Consider the following 19438-nt stretch of genomic DNA (forward strand, 5'->3'; position numbering starts at 1 on the left):
CCCGCTACGCTTTTAAATTAAGGAGGAAAAATATGGGTTCACTTCAACCACCAGAAATAGTGGATATTACAATTGAAAAAGGGGTTCAAAAGGCTCGGGGGAGTTTTTTGACTTTAGCAGTTTTAGGATTTTTAGCAGGTGTTTTTATTGCAGTGGCAGGTATTGCGATGATTCGGGCGATGGGGACGATGCCTAAAGAATGGGGATCATTGGTGAATGTGATTGGGGCGGTTGTTTTTCCATTTGGATTGATTTGTTTGTTACTTGCTGGCGGAGAATTGGTTACAGGGAATATGATGGTTGTTTCGATGGCACTATTTGCTCGGAAAATAAGTGGCAAAGAGTGGGTAAGGAATATTGTGATCGTGACGATCTTTAACCTGCTGGGATCATTGTTTGTCGCTTATTTCTTTGGCTATCTGAGTGGCGCATTGCAAGGGGATTTTGCAGAGCGGGCGATCCAGGTTTCGCTTGGAAGAACCAAAGATACATTCTTACAAGGATTTCTTTCAGGAATTGCCTGTAATTTCTTGGTTAGTACAGCGGTTTACTTAAACTTTGCGGCTAAAGATTTTATCGGCAAAATCGTTGGGATTTTCCTACCGATCATGGGTTTTGTGATTTGTGGATTTCAGCACGTTGTGGCCAATATGTTTTTGATTCCGATGGGGATTCTTTTAGGAGGCAATACATGGTCAGCGTTTTGGCAAAATATGATCAGTGTTTATCTGGGAAATATTATCGGCGGCGGCTTTTTTGTCGCAGGACTATACTTTTTAGCGTATAAAGTTGGTACAGGGCAGTTGTCAAAAAAGTAAAATCTAGTATGATTGAAGAGAAGAAAAGATAAAGGAAGTAAGTAAAATGAAAACCGTCCGTGTCGGTACTAGAAATAGTCCCCTAGCAATGAAACAAACAATGATCATTTTGGATCTACTGAAAAAAGTTCATGGAGAGTTTCCTGTAGAAATTGTTCCAATGACGACAAAAGGAGATCAGATGCTTTCTGTCAGTTTAGCGAAAATTGGTGGAAAAGGTTTATTTATCAATGAAGTCGAGCAAGCTTTAGTGGCAGGAACAATCGATTTTGCAGTACATAGCTTGAAAGATATGCCGGCTAAAGTGGCAGATGGATTGACATTAGCGGCAATTCCAGAAAGAAGTGATCCTTCTGATTGTTTGATTTTTCGTGAGGTGACTTCTTTTGAAGAGCTGCCAAAAAAAGCGAGAATAGGGACTAGTAGCTTGCGACGAGAGTTTCAAATGAAAAACTTACGGGAAGATTTCCAAGTGGAATCCATTCGTGGAAATGTTGGGACTCGTTTGAAGCGGATGGAAGAACAACAATTGGATGGAATCGTGCTAGCAACTGCTGGTTTGAAGCGTTTAAATTGGTTTGATGCTCCTAATTATCCTTATACTATTTTAACGAGTGAGCAATGTATACCTGCTGTAGGACAAGGAGCATTGGCTGTTGAATGTCGTAGTGAAGACCTTGAGATGCGTGCGTTTTTACAGCAAATCAATCATCCAGCTACTAGAGAATTAGTGATGGAAGAACGAGCCTTTTTAGCAACCTTAAATGGAAATTGTGATATCCCGATTGGGGCCTATGCAGTTAAAGAAGGCAGAGACTATCATTTTTCTGGGTTTTTAGGTGACAAAGAACTGAAGCAGTCTTTTACCGAAACGGTGGTTGTTCAAGAATTAGCCGGTATTGGAAAGCAAGTCGCAGAACATTTATTAAATAGAATAGCTAAGGAATCATTATGAAGAACATTCTTTTAACACGTTTGATAGAAGATAATCAAGAGGATCGTGTGTATTTTCAGGAAAAAGGCTTTAAAACGGTAGAAATTCCCTTACTTACTTTAAGGAAAAGAAATGCCAGCAGTTCGTTTGAAAAAAAGTTGAACCAGTGCGAGTGGGTCTTTTTAACAAGCCAGCATGCAGCGGAATTTTTTTTTCAGAATCAAATGAGCGATCAGCTGCAGACAAAAAAGTTTGCGGTCATTGGAGCGAAAACGGCGAAGATACTTTTAACACATCATATGACGGTAGATTTTCAAGCCCTTGTTCCTACAAAGCAAACTATGTTTGAAGAATGGTCAAGCAGATTTATGACGCCAACGACTATTTTTTATCCTAAAAGTAATTTAGCGGATGATCTTGGAGAGGCTGAGTTGATGGCAAAAGGTCATTGTTTGCATACGTCTATTCTTTATGACAATGTTTTCTCTGAGAATAGTCAGCGACGTTTAAAGAAATGCTTAGTAGAGGAAGAAGTAAGTGCAGTGTATCTTGCAAGCCCTTCGTTATGGCAACGATTTTTATCCGTTTTTATGGAAACTGGTTTAACAAAAATGCCTAAATTATATTGTTTAGGCTCCACGACTCAACAAGCAATTGCAAGGGATGGCTATGAGGTCTGTATGAAAGAAAAGTATTGTTGAAAGGATAAGTGATGTTCCTTTTAATGATGCTTTTTTAATTAAACAAACTAGTTGACTAGAAAAATAAAACAAGTAAAATGAGTAGTCCAGAGTATTGTTGTACTTTAGAATTATGAGTTGGTTAGTTTTGCGGAATAGTCTGCTTCGCTTTTAAATAATAAGGAGGATTTCAAATGAGTAGAGAAATTATTTTATACATTGCTGCAAGTGTGGATGGGTATATTGCAGAGGCTGACGGAAGTATTGACTTTTTAGGCGGCGGAATTGAATTAGTTGAAGAAGACACGAGTTATCAAGAATTAATGGAAAAAATCGATACCGTAGTGATGGGGCGAACAACATATGATCAAGTTGTTAATGAGTTATCCCCAGATGAATATCCTTATGAAGAGCAAATGTCTTATATTATCACCAGTCATCCAGATGAGAATACTGAAAAATTAATGTTTACTAGTCAAAATCCAGTGGAATTGGTTCAAGAATTAAAAAAACAAGAGGGTAAAGCGATTTGGATCGTTGGTGGTGCCAGTATTATTGCACCATTGGTAGAAGCAAAGTTGATCGATACTTATATTCTTACAACGATACCGAAGATCTTAGGCAAAGGAATTCCTTTATTTAATGAATTCAACGGACCTGTTGCGTTAAAAGTAGAGCAAGTTTACGTGAAAAACGATATGGTGTATACAACCTATTCTAATAAATAAGTAAAATGAGTACGGATCGGTTTATACGATTCGTTCTTTTTTTATTTCTGTTTCGGTATATACAAAATAGTATATACTTAGTATAATAGAGAAAAATAGATAGGAAAGGAGATTTTTACGATCAAAAAGTTGGCGGCGTACAAAATATTGGTAGCGCTAGCATATGCCTTCTTATCTTCATTGGCATTAAATTTCTTTTGGTTACCAGGAAACATTTATGCTAACGGCATTACTGGACTGTCTCAACTGATTTCCACTGTTTTAAAAACGACACAAGGGGGAACTATCTCGATTCCTTTGCTGGTTTTAGTATTTAATTTGCCTTTGCTCGTTGTTTCTTGGTTTAAAATCGATCGAGAGTTTACGGTTTATACGATTTTTGCTGTGTTTATGACCGCATTGTTTATGCGGATGATTCCTGTTGTTCCTTTGACAACGGATCCTGTGATTTGCGCTGTTTTTGGTGGTGTGCTGCATGGCATATCAGTGGGGATCACATTGAAAAGTGATTTTTCCACAGGGGGCTTAGATATAATAGGTATCGTTGTTCGAAAAGCGACGGGAAAGAGTATCGGCACGGTTTTTATTATCTTTAATTTATGTGTTCAATTTGCAGCAGGTTTTCTTTATGGTTGGCAGTTCGCATTTTATAGCGCATTGTCTGTTTTTATCAGTGGTCGTATGGTTGATTATGTGAACACAAAACAGCAAAAAGTCCAAGTCATGATTGTGACGAATCAAGCAGAATATGTGATTGGTCGCTTGCATCAAACGTTGAAGAGAGGAATCACGGTTATCAACGATGTGGAAGGTGCCTTTGATCATCAACAGAAGAAATTGCTCGTTGTAGTAGTGGCAAAAAAAGAATTGAAGCAATTAAATGAGGCAGTGAATGAAGCTGATGCAGGAGCGTTTGTCAGTGTTTCTTCTGGCGTCTCAACAAATACTGCTTTTTATGAATGGTAAATTCTGGTGAGGATAGTTCTTGAAACGACTTTCGATTATAATAAAGCTAAGGATATGATTAGATAGGAGAATAAAAATGGCGAAAAAACAAAGCGTCTTTCAAGAAGTAGCAAAGCAAATCCAAGAAAAAATCGATAAAGGCCTTTATGTTAGTTCACAACGCCTTCCTTCTGAATATGATTTAGCTAAGGAGTTTGGTGTCAGTCGTTTAACGGTAAGAAAAGCAATCGATGAGCTTATTTCTAGAAATATTTTAGTGAAACAAAAAGGCAAAGGAACCTATGTGATGACGCAACAAAAAATCCAAAGTGGACGTGCTGGATTACAAGGATTTACAGAAGCCGCAAAATCTTATGGCAAAACATCAAAAACCGAAGTCATTCGTTTTGAATTAGTGACAGAGATACCAGAAGAAGTCACGAGGGCTTTGCAATTGAACGATCAGGAGGCTGCGTATCACATAGTTCGTTTACGCTCATACGACAATGAACCGATGACAGTAGAAGATTTATATATTCGGTCGATTTATTTGCCCGAAGTCACAGAAAAACAGTTAAAAGGTTCACTGTTTGAATTGATCGAAAAACAAATCGAGATTGCGTATTCCCATCAAGAAGTCGAAGCTATTTTAGTGACAAAAGAACTGAGTCCTTTGCTAAAAGTTGAAGCAGGCGAACCACTATTAATGGTTCATTCAATCACTTATTCTGTTACTGCCACACCGATTTTATATGATACATCATACTATCGTGCGGATCGTTATACGTTTAAAAATACACTACACCGCACGACAACTTAGCATCAAAACTAAAAAAGTCAGGTGAAAGAAATGGAAACAATCAGAACGCGTATCAAAACAGCTATTCAAACAAATCAACAACACTTTTTAGAAGAGTTGACCAAAATCATGGAAGTCCCAAGCGTGAAGGGACAAGCGGAAGTAGGAGCACCTTTTGGGAAAGAACCTAGACGAGCATTAGAAACCACTTTAGCGTTAGCTGAAAGCTATGGTTTTCAAACAGAGATTGTCAACGATGCAGTAGGTTTTGCTCAATATGGGAACGATCCAGAATATATTGGTATTGTGGGGCATTTAGATGTGGTTCCAGCTGGTAGTGGTTGGGACTTTCCGCCATTTTCTTTAAGTGAACAAGACGGTCGTTTATTTGGTAGAGGGATCTTGGATAATAAAGGACCAGTTTTTGCTTGTTTATATGGATTGAAATTGCTGAAAGAGCTGGACATTCCGTTGGAAAAAACGGTTCGGGTGATTTTTGGAACAGACGAGGAAAGCGGCTCTGCTGATTTGCCTTTGTATTTAGCAAAAGAACAACCACCGATTTTTGGATTTACACCAGACTGTAAATATCCAGTCGTTTATGGGGAACGAGGAATCGTTAATATTGAACTGATAACGCCATTTTCTGAAGCTGATTTATCAGCATTAGGTTCGATTGAGGGCGACCAAGCGAAAGATCATGTGCCGGACGAATTAATTGTCGACTTAAAGAATGGACAACAAGTTGAAGTAATCGGAAAACGAGCACCGACAAATGCACCAGAACTAGGAGTAAACGCGATTACCTTATTAGCTGAAAAATTGATGAATGAAGCAAGTCTAGCGGAATCGCTTAAAAAATATTTTAAATGGGTGTTTGATTCTTTACACGAAAAGCATTATGGTGAAGGGTTTAATTTAGCATTAGTAGATGAAGATTCGGGCAAGTTGATACTAACACCTTATGAATTGCGTAAGACAGATAAGGAGCTGGTATTGTCGATTGCCATTCGTTATCCTGTCACGTTCCAAGAAGAAGAAATTATTGAGCGCGTTCATGCGATTGTATTGGCGCATACGGAAGTTGTGATTGTAAGAAGCATGAAGGGAACGAATTTTCCAAAAGACGATCCGAATGTTCTTGCATTAGCTGAAGTTTATGAAAAAGTCACTGGATTAGATGGTACGCCAGTTACGACAACAGGCGCAACTTATGCCAGAACAATGCCGAATATCGTCGCTTTCGGTCCCTCATTTCCAGGGCAAAAAGGGATTGCTCATAATAAAAATGAATATATGGATTTAAACGATTTACTACTAAATCTAGAAATTTATACCTTAGCACTTTATAAACTAGCGGCAAAAAAATAAACGCTATAAAAAAGTATCCAACCTCCTTTAAAACGATAGGAAGCTGGATACTTTTGTTTTATAAATTGGTTACATTACAGATAAAGCAATCAAATCAATCAGTACATGAGCGATCCAAGATCCCCAAATACTCTTACCCATTTTTAAGTAAGCGATATTCAAAATCAAACGAGCAACACCTTGTAAAAGTAAGACATGTGCCACTGTAGAGAACCAAGAGCCATCCCAATAAGAAGGAATGTGCATCAGACCAAAAACAAGTGCGCTTAGTAATGTACTGGCAATAAGAGGAAGCCCCTTACTTTGTGCCGCTTCTAGTATCCCAATTCCTAATAATTCTTCACCCATCAACATAAAAGGCAACATGAGAATAATTGCACCTAAATGACCAGAGGCAGGATTTGCTGCCCAGTTAAAGCCTAAACTTTTTGAAAGTAATCCAATAACTAGTCCAATAACAAAATAACTGAGGACAGCTACAGGGATCACCCATAATTTACGTGGGGCTCGAAATGCTGATTTACTTTCTTTTCCAAACGCCAACACCCAAGCAAGGGCACCGCCAACAAAAAGTCCCCACCAAGCCCAAGAAAAAGCCATCAAGGCCCAAAATCCGATAATCATCAATACGGCTCCACCAAAAAGTCCCATAGTTGAGCTAGGTAAAGTATCATTTGTTTTCATCTAAAATTCCTCCTACTAACATTTCATGAGACCCATCTGCTAAGACTCACGAGAAGTAAACATTTTTTTAATCCCATCTATTTCTTAACTCAAACGAGAGAGAATAACCGAAACGTCTTTGACCAATTATACTTTCTATAAGCAAATTAAGAAAAAGATGTGCTTGTTGATCCAAATAGTTCTTCGGATAAGGTGAAGTTTACAACGATTAATACGCATTCGTTTAATAGGTAGCCTATTTGCCACCAAAAAATAATATCTAAAGCGTTCTATTAGTGAGCAAGCGATATTCCTGATACTATAAAGGAAATCCAAAAAAGTAGAGGAAACGAATGAAAACATACGGGGAATTGATTCGTGAACTACGAATAAAAAAAGGCATTTCGCAAAAACAATTGTATGAGAAAATCATGTCCAAGTCTTATGCAATTCGGTTTGAGCAAGGAAAACATGAAATTTCTTTTTATTTATTAAAGTTGATCTTAGACCAATTATCGATGGAAGTGGACGAATTTATATATATTTACAATGGGTATCATTCATCTGAAATTGAGCAATTTTATTATGAATATGGTGAAAAAGGAAATCAAAATGATATAGATGGGCTAATTTCAATGAGGACGAAACTTCAAAAGAATCCTACTTCTGTGCAAGCTGAACTGAGAATCGCTGAATTAACTGCCAGGATCGAACAGCTGACTGCTTATGAAAAAACAGGTATCTATTCAAAAAAAGTGATTGATAAGCACTCGTTAATGATTATTCAAGAATACTTATCTAAGGTTCAGACGTGGACATTAGGAGAATTGAGGTTGTTTGCCAATACATTGGATTATATCGATTATGAAAGAAAATCAGAGTATTTTGAGACCTTGTTACGATCAATTGATCGTTATAAAAATTTTGAACGGGGAAGAAAAGTTATTTGTACGCTTTTGATTAATGAAATTCATGAGTTGGTGTTAGCGAATGACTTAGTGAATGCGGAGCGTTTGATGAATAAACTGAACGAGTTTACCACGGGTGTGGATGAAATGTTTTTTAGAAACTATTGTTTATTTTATGAAGGATTACTTTTGGACTTAAAGGGAGAACCAAAATCTGGACGAAAAAAAGTTGAACAAGCAATCGAAATATTTACTGTTTTGGGATATCAGCATCAAGCAGAGCTATCAAGGTCTATCTATCAAAAATTATCTGTCAATTGAGCGAAACATAAGTGCTAAATAGGAGACTTTTTCTGATAGTTTCAGAAAATGAATATAAAATAAGTGCAAATAGAAACGGAGGAATCATCATGCTTATTACAACAACAGAAAAAATTCCAGGGAAAGAATATGAAGTATTAGGGGAAGTATTTGGTCTGACGACACAATCAAAAAATGTGTTTAAGAACATTGGGGCCAATTTGAAAAATATCGTCGGTGGTGAGATTCGAGCATACACAGAAATGTTGGAAGAATCAAGAGAAACTGCGATTGAACGCTTAAAAAGCAATGCTGAAAAATTAGGGGCAGATGCCGTTGTGATGATGCGTTTTGATTCAGGATCGATTGGAACGGATATGCAATCGGTGGCAGCTTATGGCACAGCGGTAAAATTTAAATCGACAGAACAGTAAAATAATAGGAATCACCATTAACAGTAGGGCGAGACACAAACAGTTCCATGTTTGTCTTACCCTATTTTTTTTAGTAAAAACAAATTTAGTATATACTAAATTGTATATATCGTGTATAATGCAATTATAAAAATGAAAACGCTATTTTAAAGGATGTGGATGTAAATGTCATGGGGAATGATCGCTACTTGGAGAATGGCACACGATGGTGTCACTCAAGCAAGTGAAGCGTTGAGTAACAACGGTCTAGCAGGAGATGCTATCGAGACAACGATTCGAACAGTTGAAGATTATCCATACTATAAGTCTGTTGGCTTTGGCGGTTTACCTAACGCTGAAGGGATTTTAGAAATGGATGCTGCTTTTATGGATGGAGACACATTTAAGATTGGCGCAGTTGCTGGGATCACAGATACGAAAAATCCGATTTCTGTTGCTAGAAAATTAAGTGACGAAAAATTCAACAGTTTTAGAGTTGGGGATGGTGCAACAAAATATGCCATGCTTAATGGATTTGAACGGAAAAACATGTTGACTCAAAGAGCTCATCGAATCTGGGAAAAGCGCGTAGAAGAAATCGCGAAAAGCAATTTAAGTCCGTATGATGGACATGATACGATTGGTGCGATTTCTCTTGATACAAAAGGCAGTATGGCGGCTGGGACTTCTAGTTCAGGTTTGTTTATGAAAAAACCAGGACGTGTGGGAGACTCGCCGTTATCTGGATCAGGTTTTTACGTGGACAGTGAAATAGGGGGAGCAACGGCTACAGGGTTAGGAGAAGATTTGATGAAAGGATGTTTGGCTTATGAAATCGTTCGGCAGATGGGAGAAGGAAAAACGCCGCAAGAAGCTTGCGATCAAGCAGTTTACACCTTTCATGATACGTTGACGAAACGCTATGGTAAAGCAGGTGCCTTCTCTTTGATCGCAATGAATAATACTGGTCAATGGGGCGTTGCTACCAATGTTGAGTTTACCTTTAGTGTAGCGAATGACCAGGAAAAACCAGCAATCTATCTAGCCAATATGGGTGAAAATCATCAAACAATCATTGAACCGATCACCCAAGAATGGCTGGATGCTTATGAAAAACGAATCAAAGCACCTATTGATTAATAAACCAATGAAGGAGAGAAGAGCATGAGTAAAAAGAAGATTTATTTATTTTGTGATGCAGGGATGTCGACAAGTATTATGGTCAACAAAATGATGGAAGTGGTCACTAAACATCAAATGCCGCTAGAAATTACAGCATTTCCAGTTGCTAGAGCGCAAGAAGTGGTGGATCAGGAGAAACCAGTCGCAATTTTATTAGGTCCTCAAGTTCGTTTTTTACTTGAAAAAACCAAAGAGCAATTTGCGCCGCAAGGAATTCCTGTAGCCGCGATCACACCCGAAATCTACGGTATGATGGACGGTGAAAAAGCTTTAAAAGAAGCATTGAAACTAATTAAATCAAATAAAAAATAACGAAGATGGGAGCGTCTCTATATGAAAAAGTTTTTGGATTGGTTGGAACGCATTTTGACACCGATGGCCAAAGTCATTGGGGAAAACAAATATCTTGTCGCGATTCGTGATGGCTTTTTACTCTCTACTCCTTTATTGATCGTAGGTTCTATTTTTCTTTTGATAGCAAACTTTCCTTTGCCTCAATGGGATCAGTGGATGTCAGCGATCTTAGGAGCGGATTGGGCTGAGCATATGGCGGTTCCTGCCAATGCGAGTTTTGATGTTATGACAATTTTAGCGGTGGTTGGTATTGCCTACAGTTTAGGGCGCCAATTTAAAGTGGATGCAATGCAGGCTGGAATTATTGCATTGGTGTCATTTTTCATTGTAACGCCTTATTACACAGAGTATACGCCAGAAGGGACAGAACAATTAGTTGAAGTTGCGAGCTTGCCGCTAAAATGGATGGGGTCTAACGGTTTGTTTTTAGGGATGATCGTTGCGTTGATTTCCACACGGATTTTTGTCTGGGTACTAAGTAAAGGCTGGACGATCAAAATGCCGGATGGTGTACCTCCCACTGTAGTGAAATCCTTTGAAGCTCTGATTCCAAGTTTTATTGTGGTCATGATTTTCTTTGTGGCAGATTGGTTGGTTAGTTTAACTTCATATGGCAACTTGCAAGCAATTATTTTTGACTTTTTACAAACGCCATTATTAGCATTAGGTAATACACTTGGGGCAATGATCATTGCTTATGTATTTTTACATTTTTTCTGGTTCTTCGGTATCAACGGCAGCAGTGTTGTCGGAGCGGTTTTTAATCCAGTTTTAAGAGCCTTATCTGTTGAAAATTTAGATGCCTATAAACATGGGCAAGAAATTCCAAATATCATCACTGGCCAATTTCAAGATATGTTCGCCACATTTGGCGGTGCGGGTTCCACACTTTCGTTGATTGTGGTCATGGTCATTTTTTGTAAGAGCCAACGAATTAAAAAATTATCACAATTATCTTTAGTGCCAGGAATTTTCGGCATCAATGAACCGATTATTTTTGGGTTACCGATCGTATTGAATCCATTGATTTTAATTCCGTTTGCTTTAGTACCAACGATCAATATCATTATTGCGTATTTTGCAATGGATTGGGGGCTAGTTCCTTTAACCAATGGAATTCAGTTGCCGTGGACTACACCAATTATATTTTCAGGATTTTTGGTAAGCGGCTGGCAAGGAGCTGTTTTACAAGGATTACTATTTGTTTTAGGAATGTTTATCTACTATCCATTTATTAAAGTAATGGACGATCAATACTTACGCGAAGAAGCACAAGCAGTAGAAACAGAGGAAGAAGAAGACATTGATTTCGATGATTTTGACTTTGATGATATTTAGAAAGAAGGTTCTTTGATGAAAAGAATTATACTTGTATTGAATCATGTGCAGGCAGGAATGGGGAGTGATGAAAATGCTCATTTAGCTCCTGGCGGTAAGAAAGCAGCGATGGGGCCAGGTCAGACATTAAGTCCATTCTTTGAAGAACAGGATGCGCAAATTGTAGCCACTCTTTATTGCGGGGATCAATATTATTTAGAGAATCAAGAAGAAGTGACGAAAAAATTTGTAGGCTTTGCTAAAAAGTTTGAAGCCGATGCTATTCTATGTGGCCCAGCCATGCAGTACCCAAACTTTGGAGAAATGGCCGCTAAATTAGCGATTTCCTTTAATCAATATGGGCTTCCAGCAGTTGCGGCAATGTCTGTTGAAAACCCAGCGACAGAGAAATATAAAAGACAAATTCCAATCGTTAAAATGCCGAAAAAAGGCGGCATTGGCTTGAATGATTCATTTAAAAATATGGCACGATTGACTGCTAAAAAAGCACATGGACAAGACACGACAACAGTGGAAAAAGAGGTTTGTTTTTGATAAGTTCAGCTTATCAAACCGTTCAAAGCAGATAACACTCTAAGAGTACTCCTATAAGTAAGCGGAACAGACGTAAAACAAATGCATTTGTTTTACGTCTGTTTCTATAGATTGAGAGTCAGAGCAAAATTAGAAGGAATCTCCCCTTTGACAAACCGTAAAAAAAGAGCTATTATTATTATATTGATTGACTACACGTGTAGTTTTAACTAGTGGATCAAGAAAACGGTAAAAAGGAGACTTTTTATGTCAGATAATAAAAAAACATTAACTATCACTGATGCAGAATGGGAAGTCATGCGTGTTGCTTGGGCGACACAAGAAACCACAAGTAAAGAAGTGACCGATATTCTTAATGAAAAAACTGAGTGGAAAAGTACCACAGTCAAGACTTTACTGAGTCGTTTAGTCGATAAAGGAATGTTAGGTACCACACGTAATGGCAATAAGTTTACCTATTTTCCATTAGTGGAAGAACGCAAAAGTATCGAGGCACTTTCGAAAGAGTTGTTGACCAAAGTTTGTAGTAAGAAAGTCGGAAATGTTCTTGAATCAATTATCGATGACAGTCTACTAAGTTTTGACGATATCGATCAATTGGAAAGACTACTGAAAGAAAAACGAAAATCAGCAGTAAAAGAAGTGCCCTGTAACTGTATCAAAGGGCAATGTCAGTGTCATTTAGTTAGTTAGTAGTGTTAAAAAAACAATTATAAGGAGTGTTTATCAATGGAAAAAACAGTAACGATCAACGGAATGAAATGTGATGGGTGCGTAAACATCGTCAAAGAAAATTTTGAAAAAATTGCAGGGGTTCAATCTGCAAATGTCGATTTAGAGAACAAATCAGCATCAGTAACAAGTGATAGAGAAATTTCAAATACTGAATTGCAAAATTCATTATCAGAAACAAAATTTACTGTAGCGTAAAAATAAGCTGAACGAAAAGAATGTTTATTCAAATAAAAGTGTGGGCAAAACTAAAACAGTTTTGCCCACACTTTTTTTGTATACTAATGGTGCAACGATTTGCTAGTACACAAAAAAATGTCTGCGCTTACAATTTTGCAATTAAATGTTGCAACAATCTCCACTAATCAATCACCCCGTCCAACTATATAATGAAATCAGACAAGGAGAGAAGCAAATGAAAGATCGAACGATACAAATATTTAAACGATTTATTTGGTCAGATTATTCTTTGACTCTGGATGAATTAAGCGAGGATTTCCAAGTCAGCAATCGAACAATCAGAAATGAGATTAAAGAGATCAATGCATTTCTCATCAGTCATAAATTGTCAGAGATTAAAACGATCCGAAACAGAGGAATGGTTTTAACACTAGAGCAATCAGAAAGAAAACAACTAGAGATCGTCATTGATGAAAAAAATGAATTTGACTATTTGAGCCGAGAAGAGCGGATTTTTGACTTGATTTTGGCTTTTTCTTTGTCGGAGCATCCTGTTTTTTTATATCAAAAGGAATCAGAGTATCAAATATCAAAAAGTACAATGGATGAAGATATGCGAAGGGTCAGAAATACTCTTCTCGCGTATGGTATCGAAGTGTTGAGTATTCCTAAACAAGGGATCGTTTTAAAAGGATCAGAGCGAACGATACGAACGATGATTTACGATGTGATCAACCAATCAATTGACAGCTTACGCTTTCTTGATGAAAAAGAAGCTGGTTTAAGTGTTTCAGAAAAACATTTATTTCGCTATATTCCTAAAAAGGTATTAAAAAAAATCGATCATGTGTATCATCAAACAATTTCTTCAAGAGAAGATATTTATCGCAATCAGTTAGTCATGTTTACGGCTGTTTGGTTAAGTCGCTATTTGAGACAAGAATTGATTCCAAGTTCTGATTGGGAAGTTTGGGATACGGAGCAAAATCAGCGCAGACTTTCTTTTGTTCATCAACTGTGTCGCACTTTAGCAGTTAGACCTCCGGTATCAGAATTGAATTATATCCTGTTTATGTTGGAAACCTTTGATACTGGGAGCATAAGCAATTCTGTTGAGTGGGTACAAGCCCAATTGTTGTCGATTCAGCTGATTCAATTTGTCGAACAAACGACGCAAATTCCCTTTTCTAAAAAAGAAGAATCCCTACATGAAGGCTTATATCGTCATATGGCTGGTTTGATCAGTCGGGTGAAAAGTGAAATACAAATTTTAAACCCGTTAAAAGAAACGGTAAAGCGGTATTACGGCAATATTTATTTTGCGATTGAAACATTTGCGCCAACGATTGAAGCAATCACTAAACATGAACTCAGTGAGGACGAAATTGCCTTTTTGACAATTCACTTTTCGACTTCGGTAAGTGCGATCAATCAAGAGCTGCAATATACCTATAAGGCAGTTGTAGTCTGTAATCACGGAACAGCTACCGGTCGATTATTGGCAGAACATTTGAAAGAATTATTTAGTATTGAGATAGTAGCTGTTCTAAGTACAGGTGAGATGGAACTGATCAAAAAACTAGATGTTGATTTGATTTTTTCAACACTGAGTTTAACCTATCCTGACAAGCCGATTTTAGTTGTAGATCCGATAATCAAAGTAGAGAGTCGAAAAAATATTCAAGAGTTCTTAGAACGAAATAGGCAATTTAAACGTTTAGTAAATAATGACAATGATTCTACGGAGTTATTTTATAAGGTTCTTGATCTAATTAAAGAAAGTGGCGGTACGATTTCTAGCGATATCTATCAACAGTTAGAGACCACTTTTGATCAGAATCATTTAAAGATAAATAAAAGGGAGTTGCAGCCGATGCTGAAAGATGTCTTGAAAAAAAGCGATATCTTGTTACTAGAAAAATGTCCAGATTGGGAGAGTGCGATTCGACGAGTAGCACGTCCACTCTTAAAAGAAAACTGTATTAATGAATCATATGTAAAGGCAATGATCGCTTCTGTCAATGAATTTGGGCCATACATCGTGATGGGAAAACATCTTGCTTTAGCCCATGCAAGACCCGAAGATGGCGTTAATAGATTGGGTATAAGTGTTGCAACATTAGCTGAACCTGTTGTCTTTGGCAATGAAGCCAACGATCCTGTAAAAATTATTTTTTGTCTGGCAGCGGTGGATTCATTTTCCCACTTAAATATTATGAAAAGCTTGATTGAATTGATCAACGACGAGACAAAAATAAATCGTTTAGTGCGGTGTAGTAATGTCTCTGATTTTGAAGCAATTTTATATGAAGAGTGTTAAAGGAAACAAAAATAATAAAAATGACTGGAGAGAATCATCATGAAAAAACTAACGATTTTATTTGTTTGCGGAGCAGGATTAGGGAGTAGTTTTGCGGCTCAAATGGCGGCTGAAGATGTCTTGAATCAGAAAGGGGTGGAAGCAAAACTTGAGCATACAGACATTTCATCAGCAGTTTCTATGAATCCAGATATCATAATTACCGCGCAAAACTTTCAAACGCAATTTGAAAAATTTAGTATCGATGAGGAAAAAACAGCGATCATTTATCTGAAAAATATTGTTTCAAAAGCCGAAATAGATGAAAAGATCACACCAGTATTACAAGCAAAAGGGGCTATTTAACCAAAAAATCATAATGGAGGGGCTTTATCATGGGGGTAGTTAATTTTATCATCGAGAATATTTTGACACAGGCATCGATCACGATCAGCTTAATAGCTATGCTAGGATTGATTTTACAGAAAAAATCGATTGGTCAAGTGTTATCAGGTTCATTAAAAACATTGTTAGGGTTTCAAGTTTTAAGCGCTGGCTCTAGTATTATTGTGGGGAGTCTGACTTATTTTGGTGAGATTTTTACAGAAGGATTTCATATGCAAGGAATTATTCCTTCTATCGAAGCGATCAATGGCCAAGCAATGAATGAGCTAGGCTTGGGACGGGATATTGCGTTAACATTTTTAGCTATTTTTATATTTAATATTTTGATTGCTCGTTTTACAAAGTGGAAGTATATTTTCTTAACAGGTCAAGCGATTTTATGGATGGCGACGATGACGACGGTTTTTGGGTATTTTGCCGGACTTCGTGGGATCGTATTAATCATTGTCGGAGGATTTATCGGAGGTGTTTTCGCTGTTGCTATGCCAGCGATCGCACAGCCCTTTATTAGGAAAATAACTGGATCAGATGATATTGCCTTGGGACATTTTTGTACGATCGGTTATTTATTTGAAGCAGGTGTTGCTTGGATTTTTGGTGAGCGTGGTGAAAACAAAAAGTCGGTGGAAGATCTTAAATTACCGAAATCCTTTGAGTTTCTTCAAGATACGTATTTGTCTGTGATGGTCGTGATGGTTCCTTTATATATCGTAACGGTATTGTTTGCGGGTGAAACATTTGCGTCAACGTTATCCGGCAATCAAAACTATATTATGTTTGCCTTTTTACAAGCCATTCAATTTGTAGTCGGTGTGTATGTATTGCTGGCAGGTGTTCGTTTATTACTTGGAGAAATCGTACCAGCCTTTAGAGGAATTGCAATGAAATTAGTGCCAAATGCGATTCCAGCGTTAGATTGTCCAGTGTTTTTCCCATATAGCCCAAATGCAGTGATTCTAGGCTTTATCACAACCACGATCGGTGCTGTTTTAGCGATGTTCATTTTGCCGACATTTGGTTTGGCGATGATTTTACCAGGGATGCTGACGAACTTTTTTGCAGGTGGTACAGCGGGGATTTTTGGAAATGCAGTTGGCGGCAGACGTGGTGCAATCATCGGGGGGATCGCACATGGTTTCTTTATTACGTTATTGCCAGCACTATTAGTGACGATTTTCAATAGTATGGGCTTCGTCAATGCTACAGCGACTGATGTGGATACTGTCACAGCGGCTCTCTTATATGCTTGGATCATAAGCCCGATCATGAAAGCTTTTTAAAAAGGGGTGAAAATATGTTTGATTTCCTGAAAAAGAAACAAAAGAGCGTTGTGAAACCAGAAGTAGAAGAAGTTTTGACAGAGGAAGAAAAAATTGAACTTCGTAAAAAAGTTGATGAACTTGCGCTAGAAATAAATAGCGTCCAACTGACAGACACAATACTAGCTGGAAAATACGAAGAAACAGGTTTATTACTAGCACAACTAAATGAAATCGATCAAGCAGTCATAGCGCTAGAAAAAAGTCAGTCCTATCAAAATAGTATCGGATCAGGCTACAAAAAATTAATGAGCTTGTACAATCAAAAAAGAGCAGAAGCTGCAAGAAATGGTGATGACGCTGGAATTGATCAGTGGATGAATAAAATGGACGATATGCGACAAATCGCCAAAAAAGTAACGATCAGCGGTCAGTAAAATTGAAAGATGAGGGAGAAATACATGTATACAACACTGAAAGAAGTCACGAAAACAGCAGAAGAATTGAATTTTACAGTGGGGGCTTTTAATGCCCACAATTTAGAAATGTTGCCAGAAATGATTCGAGCAGCCAAAGAAATGGGTGCCCCGATCATTATCCAAACCAGTGTGGATACAGCCAAATACATTGGGTACGATGTACTAGTTTCAGTTGTCAAAACAATGGCTGAAAAAGAAATGGTGGATGCAGTGCTTCATTTGGATCATGCTAGAAACTTTGATGATATCAAAGAAGCAATCGATCTTGGCTACACGTCAGTCATGTATGATGGCTCTCATTTACCTTTTAAAGAAAATATTTTAAAAACAAAAGCTGTGGTGGAATATGCACATAAAAAAGGTGTTTCTGTTGAAGGGGAACTTGGAACGATCGGTGGGACTGAAGAAGGGATCCATGTAGAGGAAAACGACAAAGTCTACACAAAACCAGAAGATGCCCGTACTTTTGTGGATGCCACAGGAATCGATGCTTTAGCCATTGCAATCGGGACGAATCACGGTCAATTTAAATCCAAAACAGAAGTGAACTTGCCCTTATTAAAAGAAATTAACGCGATTGTTGATATTCCGCTAGTTATTCACGGCGGAACGGGTGTCAAAGAAGAAGACTATCCTGAACTAATTAATAATGGTATCCGTAAATTCAATGTGGGGACTGAACTTTTAGTTAATTGGACTAAAACAGCGAAAGAATCATTTAAAAAAACTGCAGTCAATAAATCATTACGCTACAATGTAATTCCAGCTAATGAAGCATGTCACGATATCGTTAAGCATAAAATAGGCTTGTTTCTGAATGTGGAAAATCCAATCCGTATAGGGTAGTCAAATGAAAAAATTGTTGATTTTACTTGCTGGCAGTCCTGCAACAGGGAAAACCTATCTGATCCAAAAAATCAGGGAACAGATTCCGAATATCTTCCTGATTACACCAGATGAAGGCAAAGAATTGTTTGCTGACTCAGTTGGTTTTGATTCACTTGCTGAGAAGGCTGAGTTAGAAAAGAGAGTTTGGCGCTTTTATTATGGAGTTCTAGCGCTATATATGGATGCTGGGAAACAAGTGATTGTGTCAGAATATCCATTTAGCGATAAACAAAAAAGCACGCTTTCAAAACTAGCCAATACTTATGAGTACGAAGTGATTACGATTCGCTTAGTTGCTGATTTCGATGTGTTATGGGAAAGAAGAAACTTACGAGATCTGGAACCAGAGCGGCACCTCAGTCATTTAATGACGCATTATCATTATCTTGATCAATTAGAGGATCGAAGCAAAGCGGACAATCACATTACAAAAGAGGCATTCGAACAAATAATCCAAACAAGAAAATATAACGAATTTCAGTTAGGAGAAGTTCATGAGTTTGATGTTACTGATTATGGGAAAGTAGATTATAGCAATTTGATTCACTATTTGAAACGAAAAGTCGAAAGTGAAAATTAAAAAATAGTCATCAATTAGTTGACCAAAAACCGCACAATGCGCTTTATGCATTGTGCGGTTTTTAAGGAATTTCATACTCTTTATACAGATTTTCAGTAATCTTAATAAAACGAATCGCTTAGTTTTTATCTCTGCGATAAACCATCAAATAATTCATAAGCATGACACCGTTACGGTATTTTACTTTTTGTTCCACTAGCTCAAAGCCAAGTGATTCAAAAAATGGTTTGGCTGTGATCGATGAATAGACCGTAAGCTCTTTTGCTCCAGCTTTCAGTGCATGATCCATTAAATCTTTAGCTAGCATCTTCCCGATACCATAGCCGATCCATTTTTTATCTACATACAAGTAATCAAGTTCACCTGTATCTGTGATATTACCAAAGCCAATCACTTCCATTCGATTTAGGGCAACGATTGCATAAGTAGGTTCAAGTCTAGCATGCCATTGATCATAATCAGGTGTTAGTTGGACCCATTGATCGATTTGTTGCTGTGTGTAATCTTTTTTATTGATTGCTTGAACTGTTCCATTAAATATAGTCAGTATGTCTTTTAGGTCAGATTGTTGATATTTTCTTAAACTGAATACAGTCATTATTCCTTCACTCCTATTCACTAAGCTTAGTTTAATCACATAATAGAAATA

The 19438-nt window shown here is 37.5% G+C and carries 23 protein-coding genes; 21 read left to right on the forward strand and 2 right to left on the reverse strand.

Annotation, left to right across the window (positions count from 1 at the left end):
* Positions 1-32 precede the first annotated feature (32 nt).
* From A5821_RS15205 to A5821_RS15235, 7 genes are all read left to right on the forward strand, one after another.
* Positions 33-818 carry a formate/nitrite transporter family protein gene (locus A5821_RS15205; RefSeq protein WP_086315565.1) on the forward strand — a complete coding sequence of 262 codons (786 nt, stop codon included), beginning with the start codon at positions 33-35 and terminating at the stop codon, positions 816-818.
* A gap of 46 nt (positions 819-864) precedes the next feature.
* Positions 865-1773 (forward strand): hydroxymethylbilane synthase, encoded by a 909-nt coding sequence (hemC, locus tag A5821_RS15210; RefSeq protein WP_086315566.1) that lies wholly within the window; start codon positions 865-867, stop codon positions 1771-1773.
* Entirely contained in the window at positions 1770-2453 is a 684-nt protein-coding gene (locus tag A5821_RS15215) for a uroporphyrinogen-III synthase (RefSeq protein ID WP_086315567.1), read from the forward strand. The genes hemC and A5821_RS15215 overlap by 4 nt, the downstream gene beginning before the upstream one ends.
* Before the next feature lie 173 nt (positions 2454-2626).
* Complete coding sequence (locus A5821_RS15220; RefSeq protein ID WP_086315568.1) at positions 2627-3160, forward strand: dihydrofolate reductase family protein; 534 nt, start codon at positions 2627-2629, stop codon at positions 3158-3160.
* Between the two features lie 129 nt (positions 3161-3289).
* Complete coding sequence (locus A5821_RS15225) at positions 3290-4126, forward strand: YitT family protein (RefSeq protein WP_086315569.1); 837 nt, start codon at positions 3290-3292, stop codon at positions 4124-4126.
* 76 nt (positions 4127-4202) lie between these two features.
* Complete coding sequence (locus A5821_RS15230; protein ID WP_086315570.1) at positions 4203-4925, forward strand: GntR family transcriptional regulator, LSA1692 subfamily; 723 nt, start codon at positions 4203-4205, stop codon at positions 4923-4925.
* Positions 4926-4955: 30 nt separating this feature from the next.
* Positions 4956-6275: a Sapep family Mn(2+)-dependent dipeptidase gene (locus tag A5821_RS15235; protein ID WP_086315571.1), complete on the forward strand. Its 1320-nt coding sequence runs from the start codon at positions 4956-4958 to the stop codon at positions 6273-6275.
* Positions 6276-6344: 69 nt separating this feature from the next.
* Here the strand turns inward: A5821_RS15235 and A5821_RS15240 are convergent, their stop codons facing one another.
* Positions 6345-6959 (reverse strand): type II CAAX prenyl endopeptidase Rce1 family protein, encoded by a 615-nt coding sequence (locus A5821_RS15240; RefSeq protein WP_086315572.1) that lies wholly within the window; start codon positions 6957-6959, stop codon positions 6345-6347.
* A gap of 332 nt (positions 6960-7291) precedes the next feature.
* On the opposite strand from A5821_RS15240, the gene A5821_RS15245 reads away from it, so the two are divergent.
* The 14 genes from A5821_RS15245 to A5821_RS15310 all read left to right on the forward strand — a co-directional run bounded on the left by A5821_RS15245 (position 7292) and on the right by A5821_RS15310 (position 18789).
* Positions 7292-8167 (forward strand): helix-turn-helix domain-containing protein, encoded by an 876-nt coding sequence (locus A5821_RS15245; RefSeq protein WP_086315573.1) that lies wholly within the window; start codon positions 7292-7294, stop codon positions 8165-8167.
* A gap of 89 nt (positions 8168-8256) precedes the next feature.
* Positions 8257-8580, forward strand: coding sequence for a heavy metal-binding domain-containing protein (locus A5821_RS15250; protein WP_010770838.1), 324 nt, complete (start codon positions 8257-8259; stop codon positions 8578-8580).
* 165 nt (positions 8581-8745) lie between these two features.
* On the forward strand, positions 8746-9699 hold the full coding sequence (locus tag A5821_RS15255) for a N(4)-(beta-N-acetylglucosaminyl)-L-asparaginase (RefSeq protein ID WP_086315574.1): 954 nt from the start codon (positions 8746-8748) through the stop codon (positions 9697-9699).
* Positions 9700-9723: 24 nt separating this feature from the next.
* Entirely contained in the window at positions 9724-10053 is a 330-nt protein-coding gene (locus tag A5821_RS15260) for a PTS sugar transporter subunit IIB (protein ID WP_086315575.1), read from the forward strand.
* 21 nt (positions 10054-10074) lie between these two features.
* Positions 10075-11433 (forward strand): PTS cellobiose transporter subunit IIC, encoded by a 1359-nt coding sequence (celB, locus tag A5821_RS15265; protein WP_010770841.1) that lies wholly within the window; start codon positions 10075-10077, stop codon positions 11431-11433.
* 15 nt (positions 11434-11448) lie between these two features.
* Entirely contained in the window at positions 11449-11967 is a 519-nt protein-coding gene (locus tag A5821_RS15270) for a GrdB-related putative oxidoreductase (protein ID WP_010770842.1), read from the forward strand.
* Positions 11968-12213: 246 nt separating this feature from the next.
* The gene (locus A5821_RS15275; RefSeq protein WP_010770843.1) at positions 12214-12660 is read left to right on the forward strand and encodes a CopY/TcrY family copper transport repressor; all 447 of its coding nucleotides are present in this window, start codon (positions 12214-12216) and stop codon (positions 12658-12660) included.
* 36 nt (positions 12661-12696) lie between these two features.
* On the forward strand, positions 12697-12897 hold the full coding sequence (locus tag A5821_RS15280) for a heavy-metal-associated domain-containing protein (protein WP_010770844.1): 201 nt from the start codon (positions 12697-12699) through the stop codon (positions 12895-12897).
* Positions 12898-13114: 217 nt separating this feature from the next.
* The gene (locus A5821_RS15285) at positions 13115-15199 is read left to right on the forward strand and encodes a BglG family transcription antiterminator (RefSeq protein ID WP_086315576.1); all 2085 of its coding nucleotides are present in this window, start codon (positions 13115-13117) and stop codon (positions 15197-15199) included.
* Positions 15200-15238: 39 nt separating this feature from the next.
* Positions 15239-15544 carry a PTS sugar transporter subunit IIB gene (locus tag A5821_RS15290; RefSeq protein ID WP_010770846.1) on the forward strand — a complete coding sequence of 102 codons (306 nt, stop codon included), beginning with the start codon at positions 15239-15241 and terminating at the stop codon, positions 15542-15544.
* A 29-nt stretch (positions 15545-15573) separates the two neighbouring features.
* Positions 15574-16863 (forward strand): PTS sugar transporter subunit IIC, encoded by a 1290-nt coding sequence (locus A5821_RS15295; protein WP_086315577.1) that lies wholly within the window; start codon positions 15574-15576, stop codon positions 16861-16863.
* Positions 16864-16877: 14 nt separating this feature from the next.
* On the forward strand, positions 16878-17279 hold the full coding sequence (locus tag A5821_RS15300) for a hypothetical protein (RefSeq protein ID WP_086315578.1): 402 nt from the start codon (positions 16878-16880) through the stop codon (positions 17277-17279).
* A gap of 24 nt (positions 17280-17303) precedes the next feature.
* Positions 17304-18167 (forward strand): class II fructose-bisphosphate aldolase, encoded by an 864-nt coding sequence (locus A5821_RS15305; RefSeq protein ID WP_086315579.1) that lies wholly within the window; start codon positions 17304-17306, stop codon positions 18165-18167.
* A 4-nt stretch (positions 18168-18171) separates the two neighbouring features.
* Positions 18172-18789 (forward strand): AAA family ATPase, encoded by a 618-nt coding sequence (locus A5821_RS15310; protein WP_086315580.1) that lies wholly within the window; start codon positions 18172-18174, stop codon positions 18787-18789.
* A gap of 118 nt (positions 18790-18907) precedes the next feature.
* Here the strand turns inward: A5821_RS15310 and A5821_RS15315 are convergent, their stop codons facing one another.
* Positions 18908-19387 (reverse strand): GNAT family N-acetyltransferase, encoded by a 480-nt coding sequence (locus A5821_RS15315; protein ID WP_086315581.1) that lies wholly within the window; start codon positions 19385-19387, stop codon positions 18908-18910.
* Positions 19388-19438: the final 51 nt, after the last annotated feature.

The organism is Enterococcus sp. 7F3_DIV0205, assembly GCF_002141365.2.
GTDB classification, from domain to species: Bacteria; Bacillota; Bacilli; order Lactobacillales; family Enterococcaceae; genus Enterococcus_L; species Enterococcus_L palustris.